Here is a 25,242-nt window from a genome sequence, read left to right as displayed (position 1 = left end):
CCACTTCTTCGCAGGGGCAGGAAGCGCCCGCTTCAGCCCTGCGCTGCCTTGACCTTCAGGCGCCAGGCGTGCAGCAGCGGCTCGGTGTAGCCGCTGGGCTGCTCCTTGCCCTTGAACACCAGGTCCAGCGCCGCCTGGAAAGCCGCGCCGTCGGGGTTGGCCGCGAGCGGCTTGTAGGCGGGGTCGCCCGCGTTCTGCTCGTCCACCTTGGCCGCCATGCGATTGAACGTCTCGCGCACCTGCGCCTCGCTCACCACGCCGTGCAGCAGCCAGTTGCAGATGTGCTGGCTGGAGATGCGCAGCGTGGCGCGGTCCTCCATCAGGCCGACGTCGTTGATGTCGGGCACTTTCGAGCAGCCCACGCCCTGGTCCACCCAGCGCACCACATAGCCGAGGATGCCCTGCGCGTTGTTGTCGATCTCCTGCTGTTTTTCAGCGTCGGGCCAGTTCGGCTCGGCGGCGACCGGCACGGAGAGCAGGTCGTTCAGGATCGCGTCGCGCTCGGCGTCGGCGTCCACCTTGGCGAGTTCCTTCTGCACCGCGAACACGTCCACCTGGTGGTAGTGCAGCGCGTGCAGCGTCGCGGCGGTCGGCGACGGCACCCAGGCGGTGTTGGCGCCGGCCTTGGGGTGGCCGATCTTCTGCGCCAGCATCGCGGCCATCAGGTCCGGCATCGCCCACATGCCCTTGCCGATCTGCGCGCGGCCGCTCAGGCCCATGGACAGGCCGGTGAGCACGTTGTTGCGCTCGTAGGCCGCGATCCACTTCGAGCCCTTCATGTCGTTCTTGCGGATCATCGGCCCGGCGTGCATCGCGGTGTGCATCTCGTCGCCGGTGCGGTCGAGGAAGCCGGTGTTGATGAAGGCGACGCGGCTGGCGGCCGCGGCGATGCAGGCCTTGAGGTTCACGCTGGTGCGGCGCTCCTCGTCCATGATGCCGAGCTTCACGGTGCTGTCGGGCAGGCCCAGCAGCTGCTCGACGCGGCCGAACAGCTCGCTCGCGAACGCGACCTCGGCCGGGCCGTGCATCTTGGGCTTGACGATGTAGACGCTGCCGGTGCGCGAGTTGCGCGGGCCGCTCTTGCGGCGGATGTCCACCAGCGCGATCGTGGTCGTGACCACCGCGTCCATGATGCCCTCGGGGATCTCCTTGCCGCCGTCGTAGAGGATCGCGGGGTTCGTCATCAGGTGGCCGACGTTGCGCACGAACAGCAGCGAGCGGCCGTGCAGCACCACCGGCTCGCCGTTGGCGCCGGTGTACTCGCGGTCGGCGTTCATCGTGCGCGTGATGGTCCGGCCCCCCTTCATCACCTGCTCGGTCAGCGTGCCCTGCAGGATGCCGAGCCAGTTGCGGTAGGCGAGCGTCTTGTCGGCGGCGTCCACCGCGGCGACCGAGTCCTCGAGGTCGAGGATGGTGGAGAGCGCCGCCTCCAGCACCACGTCGGCGACGCCGGCGGGGTCGGTCGCACCGATCGCCGAGCTGCGGTCGATGCGGATCTCGGCGTGCAGGCCGTTGTGCTTCACGAGCAGGGCCGACGGCGCCGCCGCGTCGCCCTGGTAGCCGACGAACTGGGCCGCGTCCTGCAGGCCGGCGACGGCGCCGCCCTTGAGCGTGACGACGAGCCGGCCGCCCTCGACCTTGTAGCCGATCGAGTCGCGGTGCGAGGCGCCGCCGGCCAGCGGCGCGGCCTCGTCGAGGAACTTGCGCGCGAACTCGATCACCTTGGCGCCGCGCACCGGGTTGTAGCCCGAGGTCTTCTCGGCGCCCTCGGTCTCGGGGATCGCGTCGGTGCCGTAGAGCGCGTCGTAGAGCGAACCCCAGCGCGCGTTGGCGGCGTTGAGCGCGTAGCGGGCGTTGAGGATCGGCACGACGAGCTGCGGGCCGGCCTGCAGCGCGAGCTCGGCGTCGACGTTGGCGGTCGTCGCCTGCGCGCCCGCGGGCTGCGGCACCAGGTAGCCGATGCGCTCGAGGAAGGCGCGGTAGGCCGCCATGTCGCGGACCGGGCCGGGATTCGCCTTGTGCCACGCGTCGAGCTCGGCCTGCAGGCGGTCGCGCTCGGCGAGCAGCGCGACGTTCTTCGGCGCCAGGTCATGGACGATCGCGTCGAAGCCGGCCCAGAAGGCGGCGCTGTCGACGCCGGTGGCGGGCAGCACCTCGCCCTCGATGAAGCGGAACAGCTCGTCGGCGACTTCGAGCCGGTGGACGGTCGTGCGGGTGGTCATGGGCGAATCCTCTCGGGGTCCGGATGTTGTGAAAGAAGAAGGAACGGAGGGCTTTTTCAGGGGGCCTGGAAGTAGTACAGCGTCAGCAGCACGCCGGTTGCGATGACCGCGCGGCGCAGCCACAGCGCCGGCACGCGGCGCGCCATGCTCGCGCCGGCGTAGCCGCCGAGCGTCGCGGTGACGATCATCACGAGGGTGTGCGGCCAGCTGACGGCGCCGGCGACGATGAAGGTCACGACCGTGACGCTGTAGATCACCGCCGACAGCAGGTTCTTGATCGCGTTGATTTCCTGCACGTCCTCGTGGCCGGCGATCGCGAGGCTGGCCATCATCAGAATGCCCATGCCCGCGCCGAAGAAGCCGCCGTAGATCGACACGAGCAGCTGGCCGAGCCAGCCGAGCGCGCCGCCCCTGGGCCGCGTCGCGGCGCCCGGCGCGACCTTGCGCCAGCGCCGCAGTGCCGCCGAGATCTGGCCGCTGAAGGCGAACAGCAGCGTCGCGAAGGCGAGCAGCCACGGGATCAGGCGCTTGAAGGTCGCGTCCTTCGTCAGCAGCAGCAGCAGCCCGCCGCAGATGCCGCCGATGAAGGAGGCCACGCCCATCGGCAGCAGGTAGCGCTTGAGCGGCACGAGCTCGCGCTTGTAGGCCCAGGCGCCCGACAGGCTGCCCGGCCACAGCGACACCGAGTTGCTCGCGTTGGCCACCACCGGCGGCACGCCGACCGCGAGCAGCGCCGGGAAGGAGAAGAAGGTGCCCCCGCCGGCGATGGAATTGACCGCGCCGGCGGCGAAGGCGCCGAGGGCGATCAGCGCCGCGTCGAACAGCGTCATGCGCCCGCCTCCCCGAGGCCGAACAGCGCCAGCAGCTCGTGCAGGTTGCGCCCCTCGACGGCGGGCGCGACGTGCAGCTCCTCGCGCGGCAGCCCGGCGCGGTTGAGCCAGAAGGTGGTGAAGCCGAACCAGGCGGCGCCCGCGGCGTCCCAGCCGTTGCTCGAGACGAACAGCACGTTCTTCGCCGCGAGCCCGGGCTGCGCCTGCCGCAGCACCGACAGGCCGAGCGCGTAGACGCGCATGTCGGGCTTGAACACGCGCAGCGGCTCGACGCTGATCACGTGGTCGAGCACCTCGTGCAGGCCCGCACTGCGCACCGCGACGTCGAGCATCGCCGGGTCGCCGTTGCTGAGGATCGCGCGCGGAATGCCGAGATCCTTCAGCGCCTGCAGCACCTCCCGGTTCTCGGGGAAGGCGGACAGCGCCCGGTACTGGTTCATCAGCCGCGACTCGGCCTCGGCGCCGAGCGCGAGGCCGAGCCGCTTGCAGGCGTAGCGCAGGCCGTCGCGCGTGATCTCCCAGAACGGCCGGTAGCGCTCGCCGCCGGGCGCGGCCATCGTCACGAGGCGCGTGTACTCGATCTGCTTGTCGCGCCACAGCGCGGCCAGCGCCTCGCCCTTGCCGGGAAACAGCTGCTCGGCCAGCAGACCGACGCTGTAGACGTCGAACAGCGTGCCGTAGGCATCGAAGAGGACCGCACGCAGCGGCGGCAGGGCGACGGGCTTTTCCATGACGCCACTTTATTCGATCATCCCGGCGACATTAATCCCTTCGGATGCTCATGATCTTTGACTTTTGAGCGACTAATTGTGAGGATACGTTCTCTCCTTGCCGCCCTGCAGCCGCCTGAGCGGCGCCTTGCGTGCCTGCTCCCCCGTATCGCCCGGCTTGATCTCGGATCAGCCGCGCCTTAATGTCTTCCCGAATGGACCGCCTGAAACAAATCGAATCCTTCGTCAGCGTGGCCACGCGCGGCAGCCTCACGGCCGCCGCGCAGCTCGAGGGCGTCGCGCCGGCGGTCATCGGGCGGCGCATCGACGCGCTGGAGGAGCGCCTGGGCGTCAAGCTGCTGATGCGCACGACGCGCCGCATCACACTGACGCACGAGGGCAGCGCCTTCCTGGAGGACTGCCAGCGCCTGCTCGCCGACCTGGCGAACGCCGAGGCGAGCGTGAGCGCCGGCGGCGTGAAGGCGAGCGGCCACCTGCGGCTGACCGCGCCGGCGGGCTTCGGGCGGCGCCACGTCGCGCCGCTGGTGCCGCGCTTTCGCGCGCTGCACCCGGAGGTGTCGATCTCGCTGAACCTCAGCGACCGGGTGGTGGACATCGTCAACGAGGGCTTCGACTGCGCGGTGCGCGTCGGCGACCTGCCGGACTCGAGCCTCGTGAGCCTGCGGCTGGCCGACAACCGCCGGCTGTGCGTCGCGTCGCCCGACTACCTGCGCCGCCGCGGCACGCCGCGCCACCCGTCGGAGCTCGCGCAGCACGACTGCCTGGCGCTGAGCTCCGATGCGAGCCAGACGCGCGGCTGGGCCTTCCGGCTCGGCGACGAGCTGCACCACCTGCGCGTGGGCGGCCCGCTCGACTGCTCGGACGGGCAGGTGCTGCACGAGTGGTGCCTCGCCGGGCTCGGCCTCGCGTGGCGCTCGACCTGGGAGGTGGAGGGGCACCTCGCGCGCGGCGAGCTCGTCAGCGTCCTCGACGAGTACGCCGCGCCGCCCAACGGCATCTACGCGGTGTTCCCGCAGCGCAAGCACCTGCCGCTGCGCGTGCGGCTGTGGATCGACTTCCTCAAGCACAGCTACGGTGACCCGGCCTACTGGCGCCGCGCCGCGCAGTCCCCGGCAGAGGGTGCGGCCGCGGCGGCGCCGGCCGCGGCGTCGGCCGCCGAGCCGCTCAGCGTGCGCGCCTGAGCAGCGGCTCCAGCTCCGCCGCCGCCAGCGGCTGCCCGAACAGGAAGCCCTGCCCCTCGTCGCAGCCCTCGCGCCGCAGGAACTCGGCCTGCTCGCGCGTCTCGACGCCCTCGGCGACGACGCGCAGGCGCAGGCTGCGTGCGAGCCCGATGATCGCGCCGACGATCAGCGCGTCCTCGGTGCCGGGCACGATCTCGCGCACGAAGGAGCGGTCGATCTTCAGCACGTCCACCGGGAAGCGCTTGAGGTAGGCGAGGCTCGAGTAGCCGGTGCCGAAGTCGTCGATCGAGATCTTGATGCCCAGCGCGCTGAGCTGCCCGAGCGTGACCTGCGTCTCGTCGGTGTTGTGCATCAGCGTGGTCTCGGTGATCTCCACCTCCAGCAGCCGCGGCGGCACCCCGGTCTCGGCCAGCACCGAGCGGATCATCGAGATCAGCTCCAGGCTGTGGAACTGCCGCGCCGACAGGTTGATCGAGACCGGCCGCACGTCGAGGCCGCGGTCCTGCCAGCGCCGGATCTGCCGGCAGGTCTCGCGCAGCACCCATTCGCCGATCTGCACGATCAGGCCGCTGTCCTCGGCCAGCGGCACGAACTCGGCCGGCCCGATCGCGCCGCGCGAGGGATGCTGCCAGCGCAGCAGCGCCTCGCAGGCGACGAAGGCCTCGCCGTCGAGCGCATAGCGCGGCTGGTAGAGCAGCTCGAGCTGGTTGTGCTCGAGCGCGCGGTAGAGCTCGTGCTCCAGCAGCAGCCGCTGCGACGAGGCGCCGTCGGCCTGCCCGCTGAAGAAGAGGTAATTGCGCCGGCCCTGGGCCTTGGCCTGGTACATCGCGACGCTCGCCTTGGCGATCAGTGCGTCGGGGTTGTCGCCGTGCTCGGGGTAGAGGCTGATGCCGAGCGAGGGCGTCGCGCGCAGCTCGAGCTCGCCGATCTGGCAGGGCTGAGAGACCGCGCGGATGAGCTTGGACGCGAGCTGCGCCGCCTCGCCGGGCGCGGCCACCGCGGGCAGCACCATCACGAACTCGGCGCCGCCGAGCCGCGCCACCGTGTCGCCCGGCCGCAGGCACTGCCGCACGCGCTCGGCGACGGCCTGCAGCAGCCGGTCGCCGGTGCCGTGCCCGAGCGAGTCGTTGATGGCCTTGAAGCGGTCGAGGTCCATGAACAGCACCGCGACGCCGCCGTCCTGGCCCTGCGCCGCGGCGATCGCCTGCTCGAGCCGGTAGGCGAGCAGGTGGCGGTTGGGCAGCCCGGTGAGCGGATCGTGGTCGGCGAGGTGGCGCACCAGGTCCTCGGCGCTCTGGCGGTCCTCCATCTCGCGGCGCAGCTGCGCGTTGGCGCTCGCGAGCGCCTCGCTGCGCTCGTGCACGCGGCGCTCGAGCTCGAGCCGCTCGCGGTGCTGCGAATCCACGTCCTCGACGATCCAGACGGCGGCGCCGTCCGGCAGCGCGCGTGCGCGCAGCCGGCACCAGAGGGCCCGGCCGTCGCGGTGGCGCATCTGCAGCTCGAGGTCGATCGCCTCGCCGCGCGCCAGGCGCTGCCGCACGCCGGCCAGCACGCGCTCGCGCTCCTTCGCCGACAGCCACACCGCCTCGACGCCCTGGCCGTCCAGCGTGCCGGCGGGCCAGCCGAACAGCGTCTCGAAGCAGGCGTTGACGAGCTCGAAGCGCGTGCCGCGCACGAGCGCCATGCCGACCGGGGCATGTTCGAAGAGCGCGAGGCAGAAGGCGCCGCGCTGCGGCGCCGCACGAGGGTCGGCACCGGGCTCGGGCAGGGGCTCGGCAGGGAAAGGGACTTCTTGGTTCATTGCGGCCCGGCCCACTCCGGGGCCTGCGAACGATTGTGCATCAGCGTCGCGTGCCGCCGCGGGCGACCCCTGCAAGCGGGTGGGCCGGGCCGCCCGACTCAGCTGCCGGTGCCGGCCGCGCCCGGGTCGGCGCCTTCCGTCTCGTGCAGCCGGCGCACCAGCACCGCGATGAAGGCGCGGTCGAAGTGCCGCTGGCAGCCCATGCTGAGCCGCCCGAGCGACTCGGCGGTGAAGGCGATCGTCGTGCTCGGCTCGGCGGCCACCACGTCGGCGCTGCGGGTGCGCAGCGCCGGGTTGGGCGCGAGGTAGGACATCTCGCCCACCGAGCGGCCCGCGCCGACGCTGGCGACGCGCCGCCCCTCGCGGAACACCTCCAGGCGGCCCGCGGCGACGATGTGGAAGTCCTGCGCCTTCTCGCCGCGGCGCATCAGCCGGTGCCCCACGGGCAGGCGCTGCCAGCAGGCCTGGTGCACCACCTCCCACAGCGCGATGTCGTCGAAGCCCTGGAAGAACTCGAGCGAGCGCAGCAGCGAGAAGCGCTCGGAGTCGAGCACCGACTCGTGCTCGACGCGCGGCACCTCGCGGCGCCGGATCAGGTGCGCGAGCGCGTCGGCGAACTCGTCCCAGCTCGCGGGGCGGTCCTCGGGCCGCTTGGCCAGCGCGCGCAGGATCAGCGCGTCGAGCGCCGGCGAGACCTGCGAGCGGTAGGCGCTCGGCGGCGCGGGGGGCCGCTCGAGGATCTCGTGCAGCAGCGCCGCCGGGCTGTCGGCCTCCACCGGCGCGTGGCCGGTGACGAGGTGGTAGAGCACCGCGCCGAGCGAGTACATGTCCGACTGCGCCAGCAGCTCGGCCCCGCACAGCTGCTCCGGCGACATGTAGGCGAGCGAGCCGACGCGGTGCACCTGCGTGACGTCGGCGCCGAAGTCCAGCGCGCTGCCGAAGTCGGTCAGCTTGACGTTGTCGATGCCGCCGCGCCCCTCGACGACCAGGATGTTGGCGGGCTTGACGTCGCGGTGGATCAGGCCCTGGCGGAACACGTAGCCGAGCGCCATCGCGCACTTGAAGCCGATCTCGACGATCTGCTCGAGCGGCAGCAGCCGGTCGGCGCGGCAGTGGCGCTGCAGCGTGCCGCCGGGGACATGCTCCATCACCAGGTACTGCTCGGCGGGCGTGCTGACCGCGTCGTGGATCTGCACCACGTGCGGGTGCTGCAGCCGCCCGACCAGTGCCGCCTCGGCGGCGAAGAAGCGCGCGTTGTAGCGCGCCTGCTGCGCGCCGGCCAGCGCCTGCGGCCGCACCCGCTTGAGCGCCACGTCGCGCGCGTGGAACTCGTCGTGGCAGAGGAAGACGTCGCTGGTGCTGCCCTGGCCGATGCGGCGCGTCACGCGGTACTTGCCGATGCGATCGGGCAGCGGGTCGGCGATCGCCGTCGACAGCGGCTGGAGGAGGTCGAGGGGAGGAATCGGCATGGGTGGGCGGAATCATCCCTCATTCCGCCGCCGCCGGCGCCGCGCGTCCTGTTCGTTCTTCACGCTGCCGGCCCGAACGCGCGCCGCCGCCCGCCCTCGCGGCCGTCGTGCCGGGGGGCGAAACGTAGAATCCCGCCATGATCCGCGCCAAAGAAGAACTGCTGCAAGACCTCGCCGCCGAAGTGGCGGCGCTGGCCCCCGACCACAAGCCCGCCGTCGGCTTCGAGCTGCCGAAGCAGGCCGCGCACGGCGACTTCGCCTGCACCGCGGCGATGCAGCTCGCCAAGCCGCTGAAGAGGAACCCGCGCGAGCTCGCGCAGGCCCTGATCGACGGCCTCGCGCGCCGTCCGGCCTTCGCGCGCTGGGTCGAGTCGATGGAGATCGCCGGCCCCGGCTTCATCAACCTGCGCCTGAAGGCCGCCGCCAAGCAGTCGATCGTGCAGGAGGTGCTCGCCGCCGGCGACGCCTTCGGCCGCAGGCAGGCCGACGGCCGGCAGGTGCTTGTCGAGTTCGTGTCGGCCAACCCGACCGGCCCGCTGCACGTCGGCCACGGCCGCCAGGCCGCGCTCGGCGACGCGATCTGCAACCTGTTCGAGACGCAGGGCTCGCAGGTGCTGCGCGAGTTCTACTACAACGACGCCGGCGTGCAGATCGCCACGCTCGCGGCCTCGACCCAGGCGCGGCTCAAGGGCCTCAAGCCCGGCGACGCCGGCTGGCCCGAGAGCGCCTACAACGGCGACTACATCGCCGACATCGCCGCCGACTACGCGGCGCGCAAGACCGTGCGGGCCGACGACCGCGAGTTCACCGCCTCGGGCGACCCGGAGAACCTCGACGACATCCGCCAGTTCGCGGTCGCCTACCTGCGGCACGAGCAGGACCTCGACCTGCAAGCCTTCGGCGTGCGCTTCGACAACTACTTCCTCGAGTCGAGCCTGTACTCGGACGGCCGCGTCGAGCAGACGGTGCAGCGCCTCGTCGAGCGCGGCCACACCTACGAGAGCGAAGGCGCGCTGTGGCTGAAGTCGACCGACTTCGGCGACGACAAGGACCGCGTGATGAAGAAGTCGGACACCGTCGGCGCCGACGGGCGCAAGACCGAGGGCGGCTACACCTACTTCGTGCCCGACGTCGCCTACCACATCAACAAGTGGCAGCGCGGCTACACGAAGTGCATCAACATCCAGGGCAGCGACCACCACGGCACGATCGCGCGGGTGCGCGCCGGGCTGCAGGCGGCCGACGTCGGCATCCCGCAGGGCTTCCCGGACTACGTGCTGCACAAGATGGTGACGGTCATGAAGGGCGGCGAGGAGGTCAAGATCTCCAAGCGCGCGGGCAGCTACGTGACGCTGCGCGACCTGATCGACTGGACCAGCCGCGACGCGGTGCGCTTCTTCCTGATCAGCCGCAAGGCCGACACCGAGTTCGTCTTCGACGTCGACCTCGCGCTCAAGCAGAACGACGAGAACCCGGTGTACTACGTGCAGTACGCGCACGCGCGCATCTGCTCGGTGATCCAGCAGTGGGTCGAGCAGTCGGGCGGCGACGTGGCGACGCTGCCGGCGGCGGACCTCTCGAGGCTCGTCGCGCCGAGCGAGGCCGCGCTGATGCTCAAGCTCGCCGAGTACCCGGCGATGCTCGCTGCGGCGGCGGCCGACCTCGCGCCGCACGCGGTGGCCTTCTACCTGCGCGACGTCGCGAGCGCCTTCCACAGCTACTACGCCGCCGAGCGCTTCCTGGTCGACGACGCTGCGCTCGCCCGCGCGCGCCTGGCGCTGCTGCTGGCCACGCGCCAGGTGCTGCGCTGCGGCCTGGCCGTGCTCGGCGTGAGCGCGCCGGAAAAAATGTAAGAGCCCTCCGCTCCTGCGCCACAATCAACCAGCGACCCAACTCCCGCTTCGACCATGAGCACCCAAAAAGGCGGCTTCTATCCCGGCATGATCCTCGGGTTCCTTCTCGGCGTGGCGACTGCGCTCGGCGTGGCGCTGTACGTGACGAAGGCCCCGGTGCCCTTCATCGACAAGGTGCCGCAGCGCAGAACCAGCAGCGAGGCCGCCGAGGCGGAGCGCAACCGCAACTGGGATCCGAACGCACCGCTCCAGGGACGTGGCACCTCGCGGCCCGCGGCCGTCGCGCCGGCGCCGGCACCGCAGGCCGAGCCGTCCTGGCAGCCGAACGCGCCCGCCGCGGCGGCGCCGGTCCAGTCGGCCGCGCCCCAGACCTCCTCGCAGCAGGCACGTGCCGCCACCGGCAGCACGCGCGACCCGGCGGCGATCCTCGGCGAGCGGCCCGCGGCCGAGGCGGGCGGCAGCTACTTCGTGCAGACCGGCGCCTTCGCCCGCGTCGAGGATGCCGAGCAGCAGCGCGCGCGCCTGGCCATGATCGGCCTGACCGCCCGCATCACCGAGCGCGAGCAGACCGGCCGCACCGTCTACCGCGTGCGCCTGGGCCCCTTCGACGCCCGCGAGGACGCCGAATCGACGCGCGAGCGCGTGGCCGGCAGCGGCATGGACGCCGCGCTGGTGCGCGTGCAGCGCTGAGCCCGGCCCGCTCCCCGCGCGCGATTCCTCCCCCATCGACCCCGCAAAAGGATTCCCCGCATGAAACGCCGTGACTTCTCCGGCTGGATGGCCGGCACCGCGCTGCTGCCCGCCGCCGGCCTGCTGGGCGCGCTGCCCGCCCGGGCCCAGGCGCCGCGCGCCGGCACCGACTACGTGGTGCTGTCGCAGCCCCAGGCCCCCGGCGCGCCGGGCAAGGTCGAGGTGCTCGAGTTCTTCTGGTACGGCTGCCCGCACTGCTTCCGCTTCGAGCCGATGCTCGAGCAGTGGGTGAAGCAGCTGCCCGCGGACGTCAGCTTCCGGCGCGTGCCGGTGGCCTTCCGCGAGGAGTTCGTCATCCACCAGCGCATCTACTACGCGCTCGAGGCGATGGGCCGCCTCGATGACCTGCACCGCAAGGTCTTCGACGCGATGCATGTCGACAAGAACCGCCTGAACACGCCCGAGGCCGCGGCCGACCTGATGGCGAAGAACGGCGTCGACCGCGCCAAGTTCCTCGAGGTCTTCAACTCCTTCTCGGTGCAGAGCAAGGTCGGCCAGGCGCGCAAGCTCGCCGAGGCCTACAGGATCGACGGCGTGCCGGCGCTCGGCATCAACGGCCGCTACTGGACCTCCGGCTCGCTGGCCGGCTCGCTCGAGCGCTCGCTCGTCGTCGCCAGCCAGCTGATCGAGCAGTCGCGCGGCAAGCGCGGCTGAGCCGGCAGCGGCCCGCCGCCACCGCGGGTGGCGGCATTCCGACCGGGAACTCCTGGAAGAATCGGGCAGCAGGCCCTTGCCGGGGCGCGATCCCGGGCTAGAATCAGGGTTACTGCAAGTTTCATGCCTCCATGACGCCCCATCTCCTGCTCAGCCGTCTCCTCGCTGCCGCCGCGCTTCTCGGCGCGGCCTGCGGCACCCCGGCACTGGCCGAGCGGGCGGACCGCGACCAGCCGCTGAACTTCGCCGCCGACCGCCTGCGCTACGACGACGCCCGCCAGGTCAACGTGCTCAGCGGCAACGTCGTGCTGAACAAGGGCTCGATGGTGATCCGCGCGGCGCAGGTGGAGGTGCGGCAGACGCCCGCCGGCGACCACCAGGCGGTGGCGGTCGCGGCGGACGGCCAGCGCGCCTTCTTCCGGCAGAAGCGCGAGGGCCTCGACGAGCACCTCGAGGGCGAGGCGCAGCGCCTGGAGTACGACAGCGGCAGCGACACGCTGCGCATGAGCGGCAACGCGGTGATCCGCCGCTACCGCGGCAAGCAGCTCGCCGACGAGGTGAGCGGCCAGACGATCGTGTTCGACAATGCCGCCGAGGTGTTCTCGGTGGCCGGGGGCGCCGAGGGCGGCGACGGCCGCGTGCGCGGCGTGCTGAGCCCGCGCCGCGCGGGCACCGACGCGCCGCGGGGGAGTTCGCGGTGAGCGCCGCCGCCGTCGCCAGTCGGCTCGAGGCGCACGGCCTGAAGAAGCGCTACGGCGCGCGGCAGGTGGTGCACGACGTGCACCTGGCGGTCGACAGCGGCGAGGTGGTCGGGCTGCTCGGCCCCAACGGCGCGGGCAAGACCACGAGCTTCTACATGATCGTCGGCCTCGTGCGCGCCGACGCCGGCGAGATCCGCATCGACGGCCGCGCGGTGCAGGACCTGCCGATCCACCAGCGTTCGCGCCTCGGCCTGAGCTACCTGCCGCAGGAGGCGTCGATCTTCCGCAAGCTCACCGTCGAGGAGAACATCCGCGCGGTGCTCGAGTTGCAGCACGACGCCGAGGGGCGCCGCCTGCGGCCCGCCGCGATCGAGGAGATGCTGTCGGGCCTGCTGCACGACCTGAGCATCGAGAAGCTGCGCAGGAGCCCGGCGCCGGCGCTGTCGGGCGGCGAGCGCCGGCGCGTCGAGATCGCGCGCGCGCTCGCCAGCCAGCCGCGCTTCATCCTGCTCGACGAGCCCTTCGCCGGGGTCGACCCGATCGCGGTGCTCGAGATCCAGCGCATCATCGGCTTCCTCAAGGACCGCGGCATCGGCGTGCTGATCACCGACCACAACGTGCGCGAGACGCTCGGCATCTGCGACCACGCCTACATCATCAGCGAGGGGCGGGTGCTGGCGCAGGGCACGCCCGGCGAGATCGTCGAGAACGCCGACGTGCGCAAGGTCTATCTCGGTGAACACTTCAGGATGTAAGGAGGCGCTGCCATGAAACCTTCGCTGCAAGTCCGCCTCTCCCAGCACCTGGCGCTCACGCCGCAGCTGCAGCAGTCGATCCGGCTGCTGCAGCTCTCGACGCTCGAGCTGCACCAGGAGGTCGAGCAGATGCTCGAGCAGAACCCCTTCCTGGAGCCCGACGACGAGGTGCCACTGCCCGACCGCATCGTCGAGCCCGCCGGCGCCGCCGACCGGCTGAGCCAGCGCGAGGCCGACGCGAGCAGCGGCGACGGCGCGGAGGCCGGCGACGCCGCCGAGCCGGTGGACAGCATCGAGTTCGGCGCCACCGAGCGCGACGACTGGGAGAACGGCACCGAGCGCGACGACTTCGACGGCATCCGCGAGACGCCGACGCAGCGCAACGGCGCGATCGACGACGACGAGAACGACCCGATCGACCGCGCCAGTTCCGGCATCAGCCTGCAGGACCACCTGCGCCAGCAGCTGATGGGCATGCGGCTCGCGCCGGTGGACGCCGCCGCGGTGATGGTGCTGATCGAGTCGCTCGACGAGGACGGCTATCTCGACGGCACGCTCGAGGAGATCGCCGAGCGGCTCGGCGACCCGGAGGACTTCGACGCGCAGGAGGAGCTGCTCGCGCAGCTGCAGTGCGGGCTGCGCTGGCTGCAGAGCCTGGAGCCCACCGGCGTGGGCGCGCGCTCCTTGAGCGAATGCCTGACGCTGCAGCTGCGCGCGCGGCCCCGGTGCGAGGCGCAGATCGTCGCGATCATGATCTGCAGCGGCCACCTGGAGGCGCTGGCGCGCCGCGACGTGAAGAAGCTGATCGCCGCCACCGGCGCCGACGAGGAGCTGATCAAGCAGGCGCAGGCGCTGATCGTCGGCCTGGAACCGAAACCCGGGCGGCCCTTCGCGCGCGCCGAGGCCAACATCGTGGTGCCCGACGTGATCGTGCAGAAGTCCGGCCGCGGCTGGCGCGTGGTGCTCAACCCCGACGTGATGCCGAAACTCCGCATCAACGACCTCTACGCGCAGGCGATCCGCTCGCACCGCGGCAGCGAGTCGGGCGCCTCGCTCGCGTCGCGGCTGCAGGAGGCGCGCTGGTTCGTGAAGAACATCATGCAGCGCTTCGAGACCATCCAGCGCGTCTCGCAGGCGATCGTCGAGCGGCAGAAGAACTTCTTCACCCACGGCGAGATCGCGATGAAGCCGCTGGTGCTGCGCGAGATCGCCGACGAGCTCGGCCTGCACGAATCCACCATCTCGCGCGTGACCACCGCCAAGTACATGAGCACGCCCTTCGGCACCTTCGAGCTGAAGTACTTCTTCGGCTCCTCGCTCAACACCGAGGCCGGCGGCAACGCGTCGAGCACCGCGGTGCGCGCGCTCATCAGGCAGCTCGTCAGCGCCGAGGACCCGAAGAAGCCGCTGTCGGACAGCCAGCTGAGCCTGATGCTCGAGGAGCAGGGCATCCAGGTCGCGCGCCGCACGGTGGCCAAGTACCGCGAGGCGCTCAAGATCGCGCCGGCCAACCTGCGCCGCGCGCTGTAGCCGGCCGCCCGCCCTCCCCCTTCAAGCCCGCCGCGTGCCCGCCACCGCGCCGCGCGGGCGCCCCGTTTGCCTCCCTGTCGGACACGTCCCCATGAAGTATTCCCTGTTCCTCCCCTGTGCCGGCGGCGTCGAGGAGTGGCTCGCCGACGAGGCGATGCGCCTGCTCGGGCCGCAGACCGCGGGCACGATCGAGCGCGGCGGCATCGCGCTCGAGGGCGACTGGCAGGACGTGATGAAGCTCAACCTGGGCAGCCGGCTCGCGCAGCGCGTGCTGGTGCGCGTCGCGCACGGCCCCTACCGGCTCGAGGACGACCTGTACCAGCTCGCGCGCGAGGTGTGGTGGCCCGGCTGGCTCTCGTCGCGCCAGACCTTCCGCATCGACACCACGGCACAGCGCTCGCCGCTCAGGAGCCTGAACTTCGCCACGCTGAAGGTGAAGGACGCGCTGTGCGACGTGATGCGCGACGAGTTCGGCGAGCGCCCGAGCGTGGACACGCAGCGCGCGGACATGCGCGTGATGCTGCACCTGACCGAGACGCACGCGACGATCTACGTCGACACCTCGGGCGAGCCGCTCTTCAAGCGCGGCTGGCGCGAGGACAAGGGCGAGGCGCCGCTGAAGGAGACGCTCGCCGCGGCGATGCTCGCCGCCGCCGGCTGGCGGGGCACCGAGGACAGCGGTGGCGCGCTGCTCGATCCCTGCTGCGGCTCGGGCACGATCCCGATCGAGGCAGCGCAGATCGCCTGCGGCATCGCCCCGGGCCTCAAGCGCCGCTTCGCCTTCGAGCGGCTCGCGCCCTTTGCCGGGCCGCAGGCGCGCGAGCAGTGGGCCGACCTGAGGTCCGACGCGCAGGCGCGCGTGCACGCGCCCGAGGTGCCGGTGTTCGCGAGCGACGTGACCTTCCGCATGGTCGACTTCGCGCGGCGCAACGCCGAGCGCGCCGGCGTCGCGCATGCGGTGCAGTTCAATGCCGGCGACGCGCTGCAGCGCCCGGCGCCGCGGCTGCCCGACGGCATGCCGGGCAGCATCATGCTCAACCCGCCCTACGGCGAGCGCATCGCCGCGCGCGGCGCCGCCGCCTCGCCGCGCCAGCGCCATGCCGACGGCCAGACGGTGCCCGACGCCTTCTTCTCGGGCCTGGCCGCACAATGGAAGCGCGCCTTCACCGGCGGCGCGAACCCGTGGACCGCCTGGGTGCTCGCGCCCGAGATGAAGCTGCCGAGCCTGATGCGATTGAAAGAGAGCCGTCGCATCCCGATGTGGAACGGACCGATCGAGTGCCGGCTGTTCCGGTTTGATCTGGTGGCCGGGGGGATGCGGGAACGCGGCTGAGGAACAGAGGCGCGACGGCCCCGCATCTCCGACAGGACGCCAGCCGCGTCTCGGGGCGAGACGCAGGCCTGCTCCCCGCGATGCCGGGCCGCACGCAGCATCGGCATGACGAATCCGCGTGCGCAGGGCGGGTTCAGCGATTGCCGTTGTCGATGCGCCAGTTCAGCCGGGTCCGGACCGGGGCGACCGAGGGCGTCGGCCGCTCCGGCACGAACGGCGAGCCCCGCGTGCCGCTGCCGATGACGAAGGGCATCAGCACGGGTTTTCCGTCCACGGTCATCTCGACGATCCCCCCCACCGGGGACGGCGGCAGTCCGCCCCCGACGATCTTGGTGACGGTCGGCACGCCGCAGAAGAGGGGGAACTTGTAGGCATAGGCCTCACCCAGGTCCGCCGAGCAGCTGTTGGTGGAGGCCGGATGCGGCCGGTTGGTGCCGAAATAGGTGTTGCCCGAGAAGCTGAAGGGCGCATTCACCACCTTCTCGCCGTTGGTCGCGAGCTCGACATAGCAGCCCGCCGTGTTGTTGACGGGGTTGACCACGGCGGTCGGCTGCATCGAGCCGTTGTCGATCTTCGCCACCCGCGTCAGGTCGGCCTTCCGCAGCGGCAGCTCGCGTGGCGCGCCGAGGTTGTCCTTGACGAGGAAGAAGTTGTCGCTCGTGGACGACAGCAACGGCTTCTCGCGATCCCCGGTGCCCACCAGCACGGCGACGAATTTCGTCGTCACGACCACGTCCGGCTGGAAAAAGATCTTTCCACCGAGTTCCGCGATCTTGACCGCCCGCACGTTGCTCCACGTCGAGGACAGCTGCAGGTCGCCGGTCGTCGGGAAGTCGATGCGATAGAGATTGCCGCGCACGTCCGCGACATAGGCCCGATCAGGCACGCCATCGCCGTCCACGTCGGCGACCGCCACATCGGACGGCACCGAGTGCTCGGTGCGCAACGCGGCGATCCGGCGCCCGTCGCGGCCGTCGATGACGTAGACAACGTTGCCCTTGCCCGTGCTGCTCGAGGCGTTACTGTCCTCCGCAGCGTCGTAGCCGCCCCCCATCAGCAGCAGGACCGGCGGCGTCGCGGACGCCGACTTGAAGAGCACCGGCTTGGGCATCGACCAGGTCTGCGCCAGGTCCGCGAAATCGCCGCTGCCGCCCGTGATCTTCCACATGTAGCGGGGGTTCAGCGGATCGCTCACATTGAAGGCGTAGACGTTGCGCCCCCCTCGCCGCATCGTCGGATAGAGGAAGGCCTCGGTGACCGCTCCGGTCCGGCTGTAGCGGGCATAGACGCCGATCGGTCCGTCCATGCCGTAGCTCTTCTGCAAGGTGCCGGCTGCGGGCGCGAGCAGGGTGCCGTCGCTGCTGTTTTCGGGGATCTGCAGCATCGGCGTGCCGGCGCGAAGGCGCTTGATTGAGCCGTAGTGCTCCGGTGCCACGAAGGACCACAGCTCCTGCCCCCTCGAGGTGCCCGTCTTCCTGCCGTCGATCGCGCGGAAGAAGCCGTCGTTGGAGCCGTAGTAGACCACCACCCGCCCGTCGCCGTAGTTCAGCGCCACCGGCTTCGAATGCAGCACGTCGCCGTGGATGCTGTGGCGCGCGCCGGTCGTCCCGAGATCCCGGACGGTGCTGCCGTCGAGATAGGCGCCGACAAAGTCCTCCATCCCCGCGCCGGAGGTGACGTTGGCCTCCCCGCGCGCCCAGGCGATCTCGGCGGCGGTCAGACTCGACGTCACCGCCGCATTGCTCCCGGAAAAGCTCGTCAGCGCACCGCCGGCCGCAGGCGCGGTGTAGACGGTGCGGCCGGCAGAGCTCTGGAGGTTGGACTCACGCAGCATCTGCGCCGCGCCGCCCTTCTCGACGATCGCGCCGTCGGGCAGGTCGCTGGCCGACGCCGGCGTGCCGGAGGGCTGATTGGTGAAGAAGACGCTGCTCCTGGACCAGTAGCTCTCGGCCAGCGGCGAGAAGAAGCCGGCGCTGACCGCGCTCTTGCCCTTCGCATCCACGAGGTCCAGCACGCCATTGACCAGCCCCAGTTCGTACTGCTTCAGGTTGCCCACCCAGCGCGGGCTGCCGCCGGCGTCCGGGCGGAACATGCCGACGAAGATCTGGTTCAGGTAAGTGCCCTGCGTCGTGGTCGAGACCGGCAGCGTGGTCGCCGTGAACACGCTGTTGACCGATGCGATGTTGGCCAGCACCTCCTTGAAGCCGTTGACGAGGCCCATCAGATCGCCGCCGATCTCGAGATAGGCGCCCGGCCCGACCCCGCCGACCGCGGCCATCGACTTGAGCAGCCTGGCCTGGCTCGTGCTCGGATTGTCCTTGTAGGTGTTGATCGTGTAGGTCAGCACGCGCTGCACGCCGGGCAGGCTGCTGACGTCGGTGTTGGCCAGGAAGTAGGCCCACTCGTCGGCAAAGCGGCTGGTGTCGGAACTGATCGCGGACAAGGCGGGGGGGGTGTAGCCGATCCCGTTGAATACCACCGGCCCCCCGTTGTTGGTCGGCTCGGCATCGGGGTAGCCGTTGCCCACCAGCACCAGGTAGTTGTTGGTGCAGCTGTTGGCGATGCTCAGCGGGCTTTGGTAGGTGGTGCGCGTGGAGGGATCGACGAACGCGCGGGGGTCGTCGAGCGGATTCGGATTGGAGAACCGGATCGGCCCGTAACCCGTCGAGCCGATCGGCGTGGCGCCGTTGGCGCTGGCTTGGCTCGCGAGGTTCGGGTGGGTGTGGCCGCCGAAGTACTTGAAGACCTCGTACATCGCGGCGCCGTAGTTGGCGCTCGAGGGGGCCTTGAAGGTCGGGTCGGTGATCTTGCTGTCGATGGTGTCGAGGTCGTCGATCAGCGCCTTGCAGCTGCTGTTGGCCGTCGTCCCTGTGCCTTTCAGGGGTTGCACGGCATAGCGGATGAAACCGGTGCTGTGGCCGTTGCTCAGCACCGAGCCGGTGCTTCCGATCATCGCCAGGCCGATGTTGACGTCCAGCGCATTGCTGCTGCCCGAGCACACCAGCTCGTTGAGGACCAACCTCAGCGCACGCAGCTGCACCTGACCCTGGGTCAGGCTCACGTTGTCCCTGTTCGACTGGTAGCCGTTCTCCCACGGAAACTTCTTCCCGTTCACGCCGGTGTAGTAGATGATCCGGACGATATTGCGGCAGCTTTCCCGCTCATCCCCGCTCAGCGACAGGCATCTCGTGGCGGAGGCTTCGGCGTTCCAGCCCTGGTTGTTGCCCGACCAGTTCGACGTGTTGTCGAGCAGGAACACCACGTTCGGGCTGCCGCCGCCGCCCTTCGGTCCGTAGATGTCGATGTCGGCGGCCAAGGCTGTGCCTTGGAGGCCGAGCGCGGATATCACGAGCGCGGCGAAGGGGCGCGCAAGACGCTTTGCGGCAGGACGGGGGCGGCGCATTTGGCTTCTCATGAGGATCATCACTCGCAGGTGGGCACGGACGTGGAAGGCACCCGCACGCCCACGCCCTGCACCACGTCGACGCTGGTATTGGTGACCGCGTCGACGGCGCGCACCGTGATCGACCATTCGGTGTTGGCGCACAGGGACAGGGTCTGGCTCGTCGGGGCGGTCCCCCCGTCCGAAGTCTCGAGGGCGATGCCGCTGCTGCTGCCGAGACTGGAGGCGAAGCAGCCGGAATCCCGGGCCGATTCCGGATCGAGGTCCTTGTTCGGGATCGGCTCGGCCCTCAGGCAGCGGGGGCCGGCGCGCGCGACTCCGTCGAGCGAGACGACGGGAAAGCTGACGCTGATGTCGTTGACGCCGTCGCCGTTCGCGTCGAGCTGGAACGGCGCCGCATTGACCTGCTGCGTGACCACCAGGGCGTTGGTGGCGAAGTCCGCCGAACTCAGGATGCGGTCGATCGCGTCGTTGGCCGCGGTGATGGCCTCCGATCGCCACTGCATGTTGCCGATCGCCTGCACGCTGGTGAGGGAGTTGCGGAACACCGTCCCCGCCATGATCGCGAAGAGCAACAGGAACACCAACGTCACCAGCAATGCCGAGCCGGACTGGCCGGCGCGGCTCCGGAAGGACTTCATCACTCTCACTCCCGCCTCCCGCCGACGTTGTTGAGCCTGACGGTGGTGGTCAGCAAGGTGCGCTTGAAGCCGTCCGAGGGGGTGACGACGGAAACGTCGGGGCCGATCTGATAGGTGCGCATGTCGCTGTAGCCCGGAGTGGCCTGGATGTTGCGGGTCAGCAGGTGCAGTCGCACCGCGACGACGTTCTGCCAGACATTGGGTGCCACTCCGTTGATGAGCCCCGAACCTAGCGTCGCGAAAACATTCGGCTGACCGTCGTTGTCGGTATCCAGCCCGTACTCCACCTGCAGGTTCTCGATGCCTTCGGCGATCGCGGTCGTCCGCAGCGCCCCGTTGATCATCTCGACGCGCTTGAGGGTCGGGATTCCGTCGTTGGCATTGCAGTCGTTGCAGGACGCGATGAAGTACGTGCGTTGCATCAGGCGGCGCAGGGCATCGTTCACGGTGGTGCAGTCGGGACGCCGCAGATTGAAAGTCGCCTCGGGGTTGGCGGCAGGAACTGCGGCGACGCGCAGCCGCTGTGCGTCGAGGCTGCAACGCGCAACCTGGATGTACAGGTTGTCCGCACGGCCGGAGGCCATCGGGCTGGCCGCCGTGGTCTCGGCACGGCGGATGACCAAGGCCTCCGTCCCCGGCCTCCGATTTCCGAGGCAAGCGACTGCAGTGCCGGCGGCAATGCCCTGGATCGGAACCGGCATCTGGACGGGGCTGGCAGCGGTGTCCCAACCCAGGGCCGCCAAGCCGACGGCGCAAGGATCCGGGGTCTGGTAAGCGGGCGCGACCAGCATCGTCTCCGGATTGAAGTCGGAGAAGTACCCGGCATGCATCACGTCCTCGGAGAGCGTGTCCATCGAGAAGCGGACGCTCTCCAACTGCCGGATCGTCTGCTCCAGGTCCTGCTGGTTGGCCGAGTTACGAGAAAAGAGGGTGACCAGCGCTAGGAGGATCAAGAGTCCCAGGGCCATCGCCACCAGGACCTCCACCAGCGTGAAGCCGTCCTCGCGAGGACGCCCATGGAGAGGGCACGCCCCCGTTTCCTTCATGACCTTCACCTTCATGCTGCAAGCGTCGCCACCCGCACCTGGGAGCGGATCACGCGACGATGGGTGTCGTCGCCATAAGCGTTTACCGCGCAGGTATCGGCCGGCGGAATGCCGGGAGTCAAGGATCCCCAGGCCACCGTCACCACGAACACGGGCTCGAGGGCGTTCGGCCGGGTGATGCAGCCGCGAAAGCCGAGGAACGCAGCATTGCCCCCCGCCTGCGCGTCATTCGTGCCCAAGAGCAGGTTGTTCCATTCGCACAGATCGCGTTCCGCTCCGGCAAGCCCGGCGCAGTTCCGTGCCGTCGCACCATGGACCGTCGCCGACACGTAAGCCCCTGCATTCGCCTTGTTGTTCGCCACCCGGCTGGCCATGTCGTTGAGCAGAGCGGCCGCGCGCGCGCGTTGAGCAGCGTCTGCTGTCATGGCGGTGGCCTTGGTGAGGAAGCCCGCCATACCGATCAGCCCGAATGCCAGGATCAGCAGCGTGACCAGGACTTCGATCATCGAGAAGCCGCCCTGTCGGGCTTTCGCACGCCGTTCGAGTTTCATGCGCACGTCCCCGCCTTGGACCGAGCCGAGCCGGTCGGCGTGATCACCACGCAGCGCGCGCCGACGCCGCTGATGGTGGAACTGATCGACCAGGCGAGGTTGCCGTCCGCGACCTCGTCTGCCAGGCGGCCGTTGGGGCGGAACTGCAACGAGGCAGGGGCTGCCGCAATCGCGAGCGAGGACGCCAGTTCCCCTCGCTCCCGCAAGACCGCGCCTCCGCTGACAACGCGCCAACCCTTGGACCAGTCGCCGGCGACCACGGGTTGCAGCACGACCTGCTGATTGCGCTTGATCGCCTCCGAGCGAGCCATCGACAGATCGCTGATGAGGTCGAAGGCGGCCGTCCTCGAGTTCATCGTGCCGATGAATGACCTAAAGCTCGGCGCCGCGACCGTACTGAGGATGGCCACCATGCCGACCACGACCATCGCTTCGATCAGCGTGAAACCGCGCGCCGCGCTCGCGCGATGCCAGGCACGGCCTCTTGCTTCCGGAAATGCATGGGCGGCCATCACCAGCACGCACCCGTACCCGTTGCGGTCCTTGTCCCAGCCTGATTGACGGCCAAGGTGCCGCACTTGTCCGAGGCCTGAGCGCTTTTTGGCGCAGCCGTGACATTGAAGGTGGGCGGGCGCGCGGTGTTGTCCGTGGCAAGCGCAATGTCGTAGTGATTCGACACCGCAGATGGCACCGCCAGCCCCAACCCACCCGCACTGGGAGCGGCGGTCACACTGGTTCCGTAAGCACGCCGGTCGACGAGGAAATGCTGTTGCCGGGCTGCAACTTCCTGGAGGAAGGCCTGGGCATCGGCACGCCGCCCCCTGCGCATGTAGTCTTCGTAACTCGGCAGCGAGATCGCAGCCAAGATGGCGATGACCGCCACAGTGATCATCAACTCGATAAGAGTAAATCCGCGATTGCGTTGCATAGCGCCCGTCGTGCTGAAACCCGGCCGTGGCGCAGCAGACGCCGCGCACAGCGCTCTATCCGTGTTTCATTTTGTGAGAGCTTGTGCGGACTGTCGAGGTATTTGTAGACGCGAGCAACAAAACGATGACAAACGGACTCGCTGTCGCGACAAGCGGCAGCAAGTGTCCAACGGCACCCTCGATGTAGGCCTGGGTTGCTGGAAAACCTCTCAGCCGCCTGTTGCTGCCACGAAGCGCCGCACGATCGCCGCCGCGTAGCGGCTCGCGACCTCGCGGATGAAGGCGAGGAAGTCGACGTGCGCACTGTCGTCGGCGCGGTCCGAGATCGTGCGCAGCACTGCGAAGGGCACCCCGAAGTCGTGGCAGACCTGCGCCAGCGCCGCGCCCTCCATCTCGACCGCGAGCGGCAGGTGGCCGGCCTGCGCCAGCGCCGCGCACAGGGCGCGGCTCTCCGCCGCCCCGCTGACGAAGCGGTCGCCGCTGGCGACCAGCCCGCGGTGCAGCCGCGGCGCCTCGATGCCGAAGGGCGCGAGGTGCTCGCGGCCGATCAGCTCGCCCGCATCGGCGAGCACGGCTGCGGCCGCCGCGGCGAGCCGCCCGCTCATCGCCGCATCGGCCGGGAAGGCGGCGCGCCCGGTCAGCGGCACCTCGTAGCGCGGGAACAGCGGCGAGGCGTCCATGTCGTGCTGCAGCAGCGCGTCGGCCACCACCACGTCGCCGACGCGCACGCCCTCGCCGACGCCGCCGGCGACGCCGGTGAACAGCACCGCGCCCGCGCCGAAGGCCTCGATCGCCAGCGTCGCGGTCGTCGCCGCCGCCACCTTGCCGATGCCCGACAGCACCGCCACCACCTCGCGCCCCTCGAGGTGCCCGGCGTAGAAGGCGCGCCCGCCGCGCACGACCCGGCGCTCGTCGGGCATCGCGTCGAGCAGCGCGCGCAGCTCCTCGTGCATCGCGGCGACGATCGCCACCGGTGCGGCAGGCTTCATAACAGGCTCCGTGCAAATGCAAAGGCCCGATGTTGCCATCGGGCCTCGTCCGCCTCGATGCGGCGCGGCGGCGCCGCCGGCTACTTGTCGCGCAGCTCGCGGCGCAGGATCTTGCCGACCGGCGTCTTGGGCAACTGCTCGCGGAACTCGATCACGCGCGGGCGCTTGTAGCCGGTGAGGTTGCGCTCGCACCAGCCGCGCACGTCGCCCTCGCTGAGCGCCGGGTCGTCGCGCACGACGACGAGCTTGACCGCCTCGCCCGACTGCTCGTCGGGCACGCCGACGGCCGCGCACTCGAGCACGCCCTTGAGCTGCGAGACGACGTCCTCGATCTCGTTGGGGTAGACGTTGAAGCCCGACACCAGGATCATGTCCTTCTTGCGGTCGACGATGCGGAAGTAGCCGCGCTCGTCCACGGTGCCGATATCGCCGCTCCTGAAGAAGCCGTCGGCGGTCATCACGCGCGCGGTCTCGTCCGGGCGCTGCCAGTAGCCGGCCATCACCTGCGGGCCGCGGATCGCGATCTCGCCGGGCGTGCCGGGCGGCACCTCGCGGCCCTCGTCGTCGATCAGCTTCATCTCGGTGGACGGCAGCGGCATGCCGATCGTGCCGCTGAAGGCCTTCGAGTCGGTGGGGTTGCAGCTCACCGACGGCGAGGTCTCCGACAGCCCGTAGCCCTCGCAGATCGCGCAGCCGGTCTTCTCGAGCCAGAGCTTCGCGGTGGCCTGCTGCACCGCCATGCCGCCGCCCACCGACAGCTTGAGGCTGCGCCAGTCGACCTTGCCGAAGTCCGGGTGGTGCGCGAGCGCGTTGAAGAGCGTGTTGACCGCCGGGAAGCTGTGGAAGCGGTGCTTCGACAATTCCTTGAGCACCGCGGGCAGGTCGCGCGGGTTCGGGATCAGGATGGTGCAGCCGCCGCTTCGCAGGCTCAGCATCATGTTCACCGTGAAGGCGAAGATGTGATAGAGCGGCAGCGCGCAGACGGTGTGCAGCTGCTCGCCTGCGGGCACCGCGCGCATCGCCGGCTGGTTCCAGGCATCGGACTGCAGCACGTTGGCGATCACGTTGCGGTGCAGCAGCACCGCGCCTTTCGCGACGCCGGTGGTGCCGCCGGTGTACTGCAGCAGCGCGATGTCCTCGCGCCCGATCTGCGGCTTCGAGAAGGGCGCGCGGCGGCCCTGCGCGATCGTGTCGTTGAAGCGCACCGCGCCGGGCAGCTCGAACTCGGGCACCAGCTTCTTGACGCTGCGCACCACGTGGTTGACGAGCGCGCCCTTGATCATGCCGAGCATGTCGCCCATCGCGGCGAGCACCACGCGGCGCGTGGGCACCTGGTCCCAGCACTGCTGCAGCGTGCGGCCGAAGTTCTCGAGGACGACGATCAGCTTCGCGCCCGAGTCCTTGAGCTGGTGCTCGAGCTCGCGCGGCGTGTAGAGCGGGTTGACGTTGACCACCACCAGCCCGGCGCGCAGGATGCCGGCCACCACCACCGGGTACTGCGGCACGTTGGGCATCATCACCGCGACGCGGTCGCCCTTCTCCAGCCCCTGCGCCTGCAGCCACGCGGCGAAGGCCTGCGACAGCTCGTCGATCTCGCCGAAGCCGAAGGCCTTGCCCATGAACTTGTAGGCCGGTCGCTCGCGGTGCTTCGCGAAGCTCTCCTCCAGCAGCGCGACCAGCGACGGGTAGGCCCGGTCGTCGATCTCGGGCGGCACCCCGTCCGGGTAGTGCTTCAGCCAGACCTTTTCCATCGTTCAACTCCTCCTCGAAACGAGTCTGACGGAGCGCTGACATGTCCGCATCAGGTGTTGCGCTAAGGCCCGTCATCAATTGCGTGATGATTGGATGCCTGATGCCAAGAGCAAGAGGCAGG

21 protein-coding genes are annotated in these 25,242 nt (G+C 70.2%); 8 read left to right on the top strand and 13 right to left on the bottom strand.

The genetic code is table 11. The features are described 5' to 3' along the window. Positions 1–32 precede the first annotated feature (32 nt). Genes D3A59_RS20665 through D3A59_RS20655 form a run of 3 tightly spaced genes read right to left on the bottom strand, consistent with a single transcriptional unit; the run spans position 33 to position 3,783 of the window. Positions 33–2,222, bottom strand: a complete 2,190-nt coding sequence (locus D3A59_RS20665; RefSeq protein WP_119157219.1) for a malate synthase G — start codon at positions 2,220–2,222, stop codon at positions 33–35. Positions 2,223–2,278: 56 nt separating this feature from the next. Further along, entirely contained in the window at positions 2,279–3,052 is a 774-nt protein-coding gene (locus D3A59_RS20660) for a sulfite exporter TauE/SafE family protein (RefSeq protein WP_119157218.1), read from the bottom strand. Then, on the bottom strand, positions 3,049–3,783 hold the full coding sequence (locus tag D3A59_RS20655; protein ID WP_119157217.1) for a haloacid dehalogenase type II: 735 nt from the start codon (positions 3,781–3,783) through the stop codon (positions 3,049–3,051). Before D3A59_RS20655 ends, D3A59_RS20660 begins: the two co-directional genes overlap by 4 nt. Before the next feature lie 194 nt (positions 3,784–3,977). On the opposite strand from D3A59_RS20655, the gene D3A59_RS20650 reads away from it, so the two are divergent. After that, the gene (locus D3A59_RS20650) at positions 3,978–4,964 is read left to right on the top strand and encodes a LysR family transcriptional regulator (protein ID WP_119157216.1); all 987 of its coding nucleotides are present in this window, start codon (positions 3,978–3,980) and stop codon (positions 4,962–4,964) included. On the opposite strand, the gene D3A59_RS20645 is transcribed toward D3A59_RS20650, so the two are convergent. Then, on the bottom strand, positions 4,948–6,765 hold the full coding sequence (locus D3A59_RS20645; protein ID WP_119157215.1) for a putative bifunctional diguanylate cyclase/phosphodiesterase: 1,818 nt from the start codon (positions 6,763–6,765) through the stop codon (positions 4,948–4,950). The two genes, D3A59_RS20650 and D3A59_RS20645, sit on opposite strands and share 17 nt — an antisense overlap. Before the next feature lie 98 nt (positions 6,766–6,863). Then, a complete protein-coding gene (locus D3A59_RS20640; RefSeq protein ID WP_119157214.1) occupies positions 6,864–8,234 on the bottom strand; it encodes a serine/threonine-protein kinase in 1,371 nt (456 codons plus the stop codon). A 137-nt stretch (positions 8,235–8,371) separates the two neighbouring features. Between D3A59_RS20640 and argS the strand changes: the two genes are divergently transcribed. The 7 genes from argS to D3A59_RS20605 all read left to right on the top strand — a co-directional run bounded on the left by argS (position 8,372) and on the right by D3A59_RS20605 (position 15,810). After that, on the top strand, positions 8,372–10,087 hold the full coding sequence (argS, locus tag D3A59_RS20635) for an arginine--tRNA ligase (RefSeq protein ID WP_119157213.1): 1,716 nt from the start codon (positions 8,372–8,374) through the stop codon (positions 10,085–10,087). A 54-nt stretch (positions 10,088–10,141) separates the two neighbouring features. After that, a complete protein-coding gene (locus D3A59_RS20630; RefSeq protein ID WP_119157212.1) occupies positions 10,142–10,777 on the top strand; it encodes an SPOR domain-containing protein in 636 nt (211 codons plus the stop codon). 60 nt (positions 10,778–10,837) lie between these two features. Further along, the gene (locus tag D3A59_RS20625) at positions 10,838–11,491 is read left to right on the top strand and encodes a thiol:disulfide interchange protein DsbA/DsbL (RefSeq protein WP_119157211.1); all 654 of its coding nucleotides are present in this window, start codon (positions 10,838–10,840) and stop codon (positions 11,489–11,491) included. Positions 11,492–11,622: 131 nt separating this feature from the next. Beyond that, positions 11,623–12,192 carry a lipopolysaccharide transport periplasmic protein LptA gene (gene lptA / locus D3A59_RS20620; protein WP_119157210.1) on the top strand — a complete coding sequence of 190 codons (570 nt, stop codon included), beginning with the start codon at positions 11,623–11,625 and terminating at the stop codon, positions 12,190–12,192. Next, positions 12,189–12,947 (top strand): LPS export ABC transporter ATP-binding protein, encoded by a 759-nt coding sequence (lptB, locus tag D3A59_RS20615; RefSeq protein WP_119157209.1) that lies wholly within the window; start codon positions 12,189–12,191, stop codon positions 12,945–12,947. Before lptA ends, lptB begins: the two co-directional genes overlap by 4 nt. A gap of 12 nt (positions 12,948–12,959) precedes the next feature. Further along, entirely contained in the window at positions 12,960–14,477 is a 1,518-nt protein-coding gene (locus tag D3A59_RS20610; protein WP_119157208.1) for an RNA polymerase factor sigma-54, read from the top strand. Between the two features lie 91 nt (positions 14,478–14,568). Further along, the gene (locus D3A59_RS20605; RefSeq protein ID WP_119157207.1) at positions 14,569–15,810 is read left to right on the top strand and encodes a THUMP domain-containing class I SAM-dependent RNA methyltransferase; all 1,242 of its coding nucleotides are present in this window, start codon (positions 14,569–14,571) and stop codon (positions 15,808–15,810) included. Positions 15,811–15,943: 133 nt separating this feature from the next. Here D3A59_RS20605 and D3A59_RS20600 read toward each other — a convergent pair whose 3' ends face one another. The 8 genes from D3A59_RS20600 to D3A59_RS20565 all read right to left on the bottom strand — a co-directional run bounded on the left by D3A59_RS20600 (position 15,944) and on the right by D3A59_RS20565 (position 25,120). Then, the gene (locus D3A59_RS20600; RefSeq protein WP_170162369.1) at positions 15,944–19,213 is read right to left on the bottom strand and encodes a pilus assembly protein; all 3,270 of its coding nucleotides are present in this window, start codon (positions 19,211–19,213) and stop codon (positions 15,944–15,946) included. 20 nt (positions 19,214–19,233) lie between these two features. Further along, positions 19,234–19,854, bottom strand: a complete 621-nt coding sequence (locus tag D3A59_RS20595; RefSeq protein ID WP_119157205.1) for a hypothetical protein — start codon at positions 19,852–19,854, stop codon at positions 19,234–19,236. Positions 19,855–19,859: 5 nt separating this feature from the next. Next, positions 19,860–20,915, bottom strand: coding sequence for a PilW family protein (locus D3A59_RS20590; protein ID WP_119157204.1), 1,056 nt, complete (start codon positions 20,913–20,915; stop codon positions 19,860–19,862). Beyond that, positions 20,912–21,451, bottom strand: a complete 540-nt coding sequence (pilV, locus tag D3A59_RS20585; protein WP_119157203.1) for a type IV pilus modification protein PilV — start codon at positions 21,449–21,451, stop codon at positions 20,912–20,914. Before pilV ends, D3A59_RS20590 begins: the two co-directional genes overlap by 4 nt. Continuing rightward, on the bottom strand, positions 21,448–21,963 hold the full coding sequence (locus D3A59_RS20580; protein ID WP_119157202.1) for a GspH/FimT family pseudopilin: 516 nt from the start codon (positions 21,961–21,963) through the stop codon (positions 21,448–21,450). The genes pilV and D3A59_RS20580 overlap by 4 nt, the downstream gene beginning before the upstream one ends. Beyond that, entirely contained in the window at positions 21,963–22,379 is a 417-nt protein-coding gene (locus D3A59_RS20575; RefSeq protein WP_119157201.1) for a type IV pilin protein, read from the bottom strand. The genes D3A59_RS20580 and D3A59_RS20575 overlap by 1 nt, the downstream gene beginning before the upstream one ends. Positions 22,380–22,589: 210 nt before the next feature. Then, on the bottom strand, positions 22,590–23,369 hold the full coding sequence (locus D3A59_RS20570; RefSeq protein ID WP_119157200.1) for a 5'-methylthioadenosine/adenosylhomocysteine nucleosidase: 780 nt from the start codon (positions 23,367–23,369) through the stop codon (positions 22,590–22,592). A gap of 80 nt (positions 23,370–23,449) precedes the next feature. Beyond that, a complete protein-coding gene (locus D3A59_RS20565; RefSeq protein ID WP_119157199.1) occupies positions 23,450–25,120 on the bottom strand; it encodes a long-chain-fatty-acid--CoA ligase in 1,671 nt (556 codons plus the stop codon). Positions 25,121–25,242 lie beyond the last annotated feature (122 nt).

It is taken from the genome of Caldimonas tepidiphila (assembly GCF_003569765.1).
GTDB lineage: Bacteria > Pseudomonadota > Gammaproteobacteria > Burkholderiales > Burkholderiaceae_C > Caldimonas > Caldimonas tepidiphila.
Note: the sequence above shows the minus strand (reverse complement) of the source record. Positions and strands in the feature narration are given on the sequence as shown.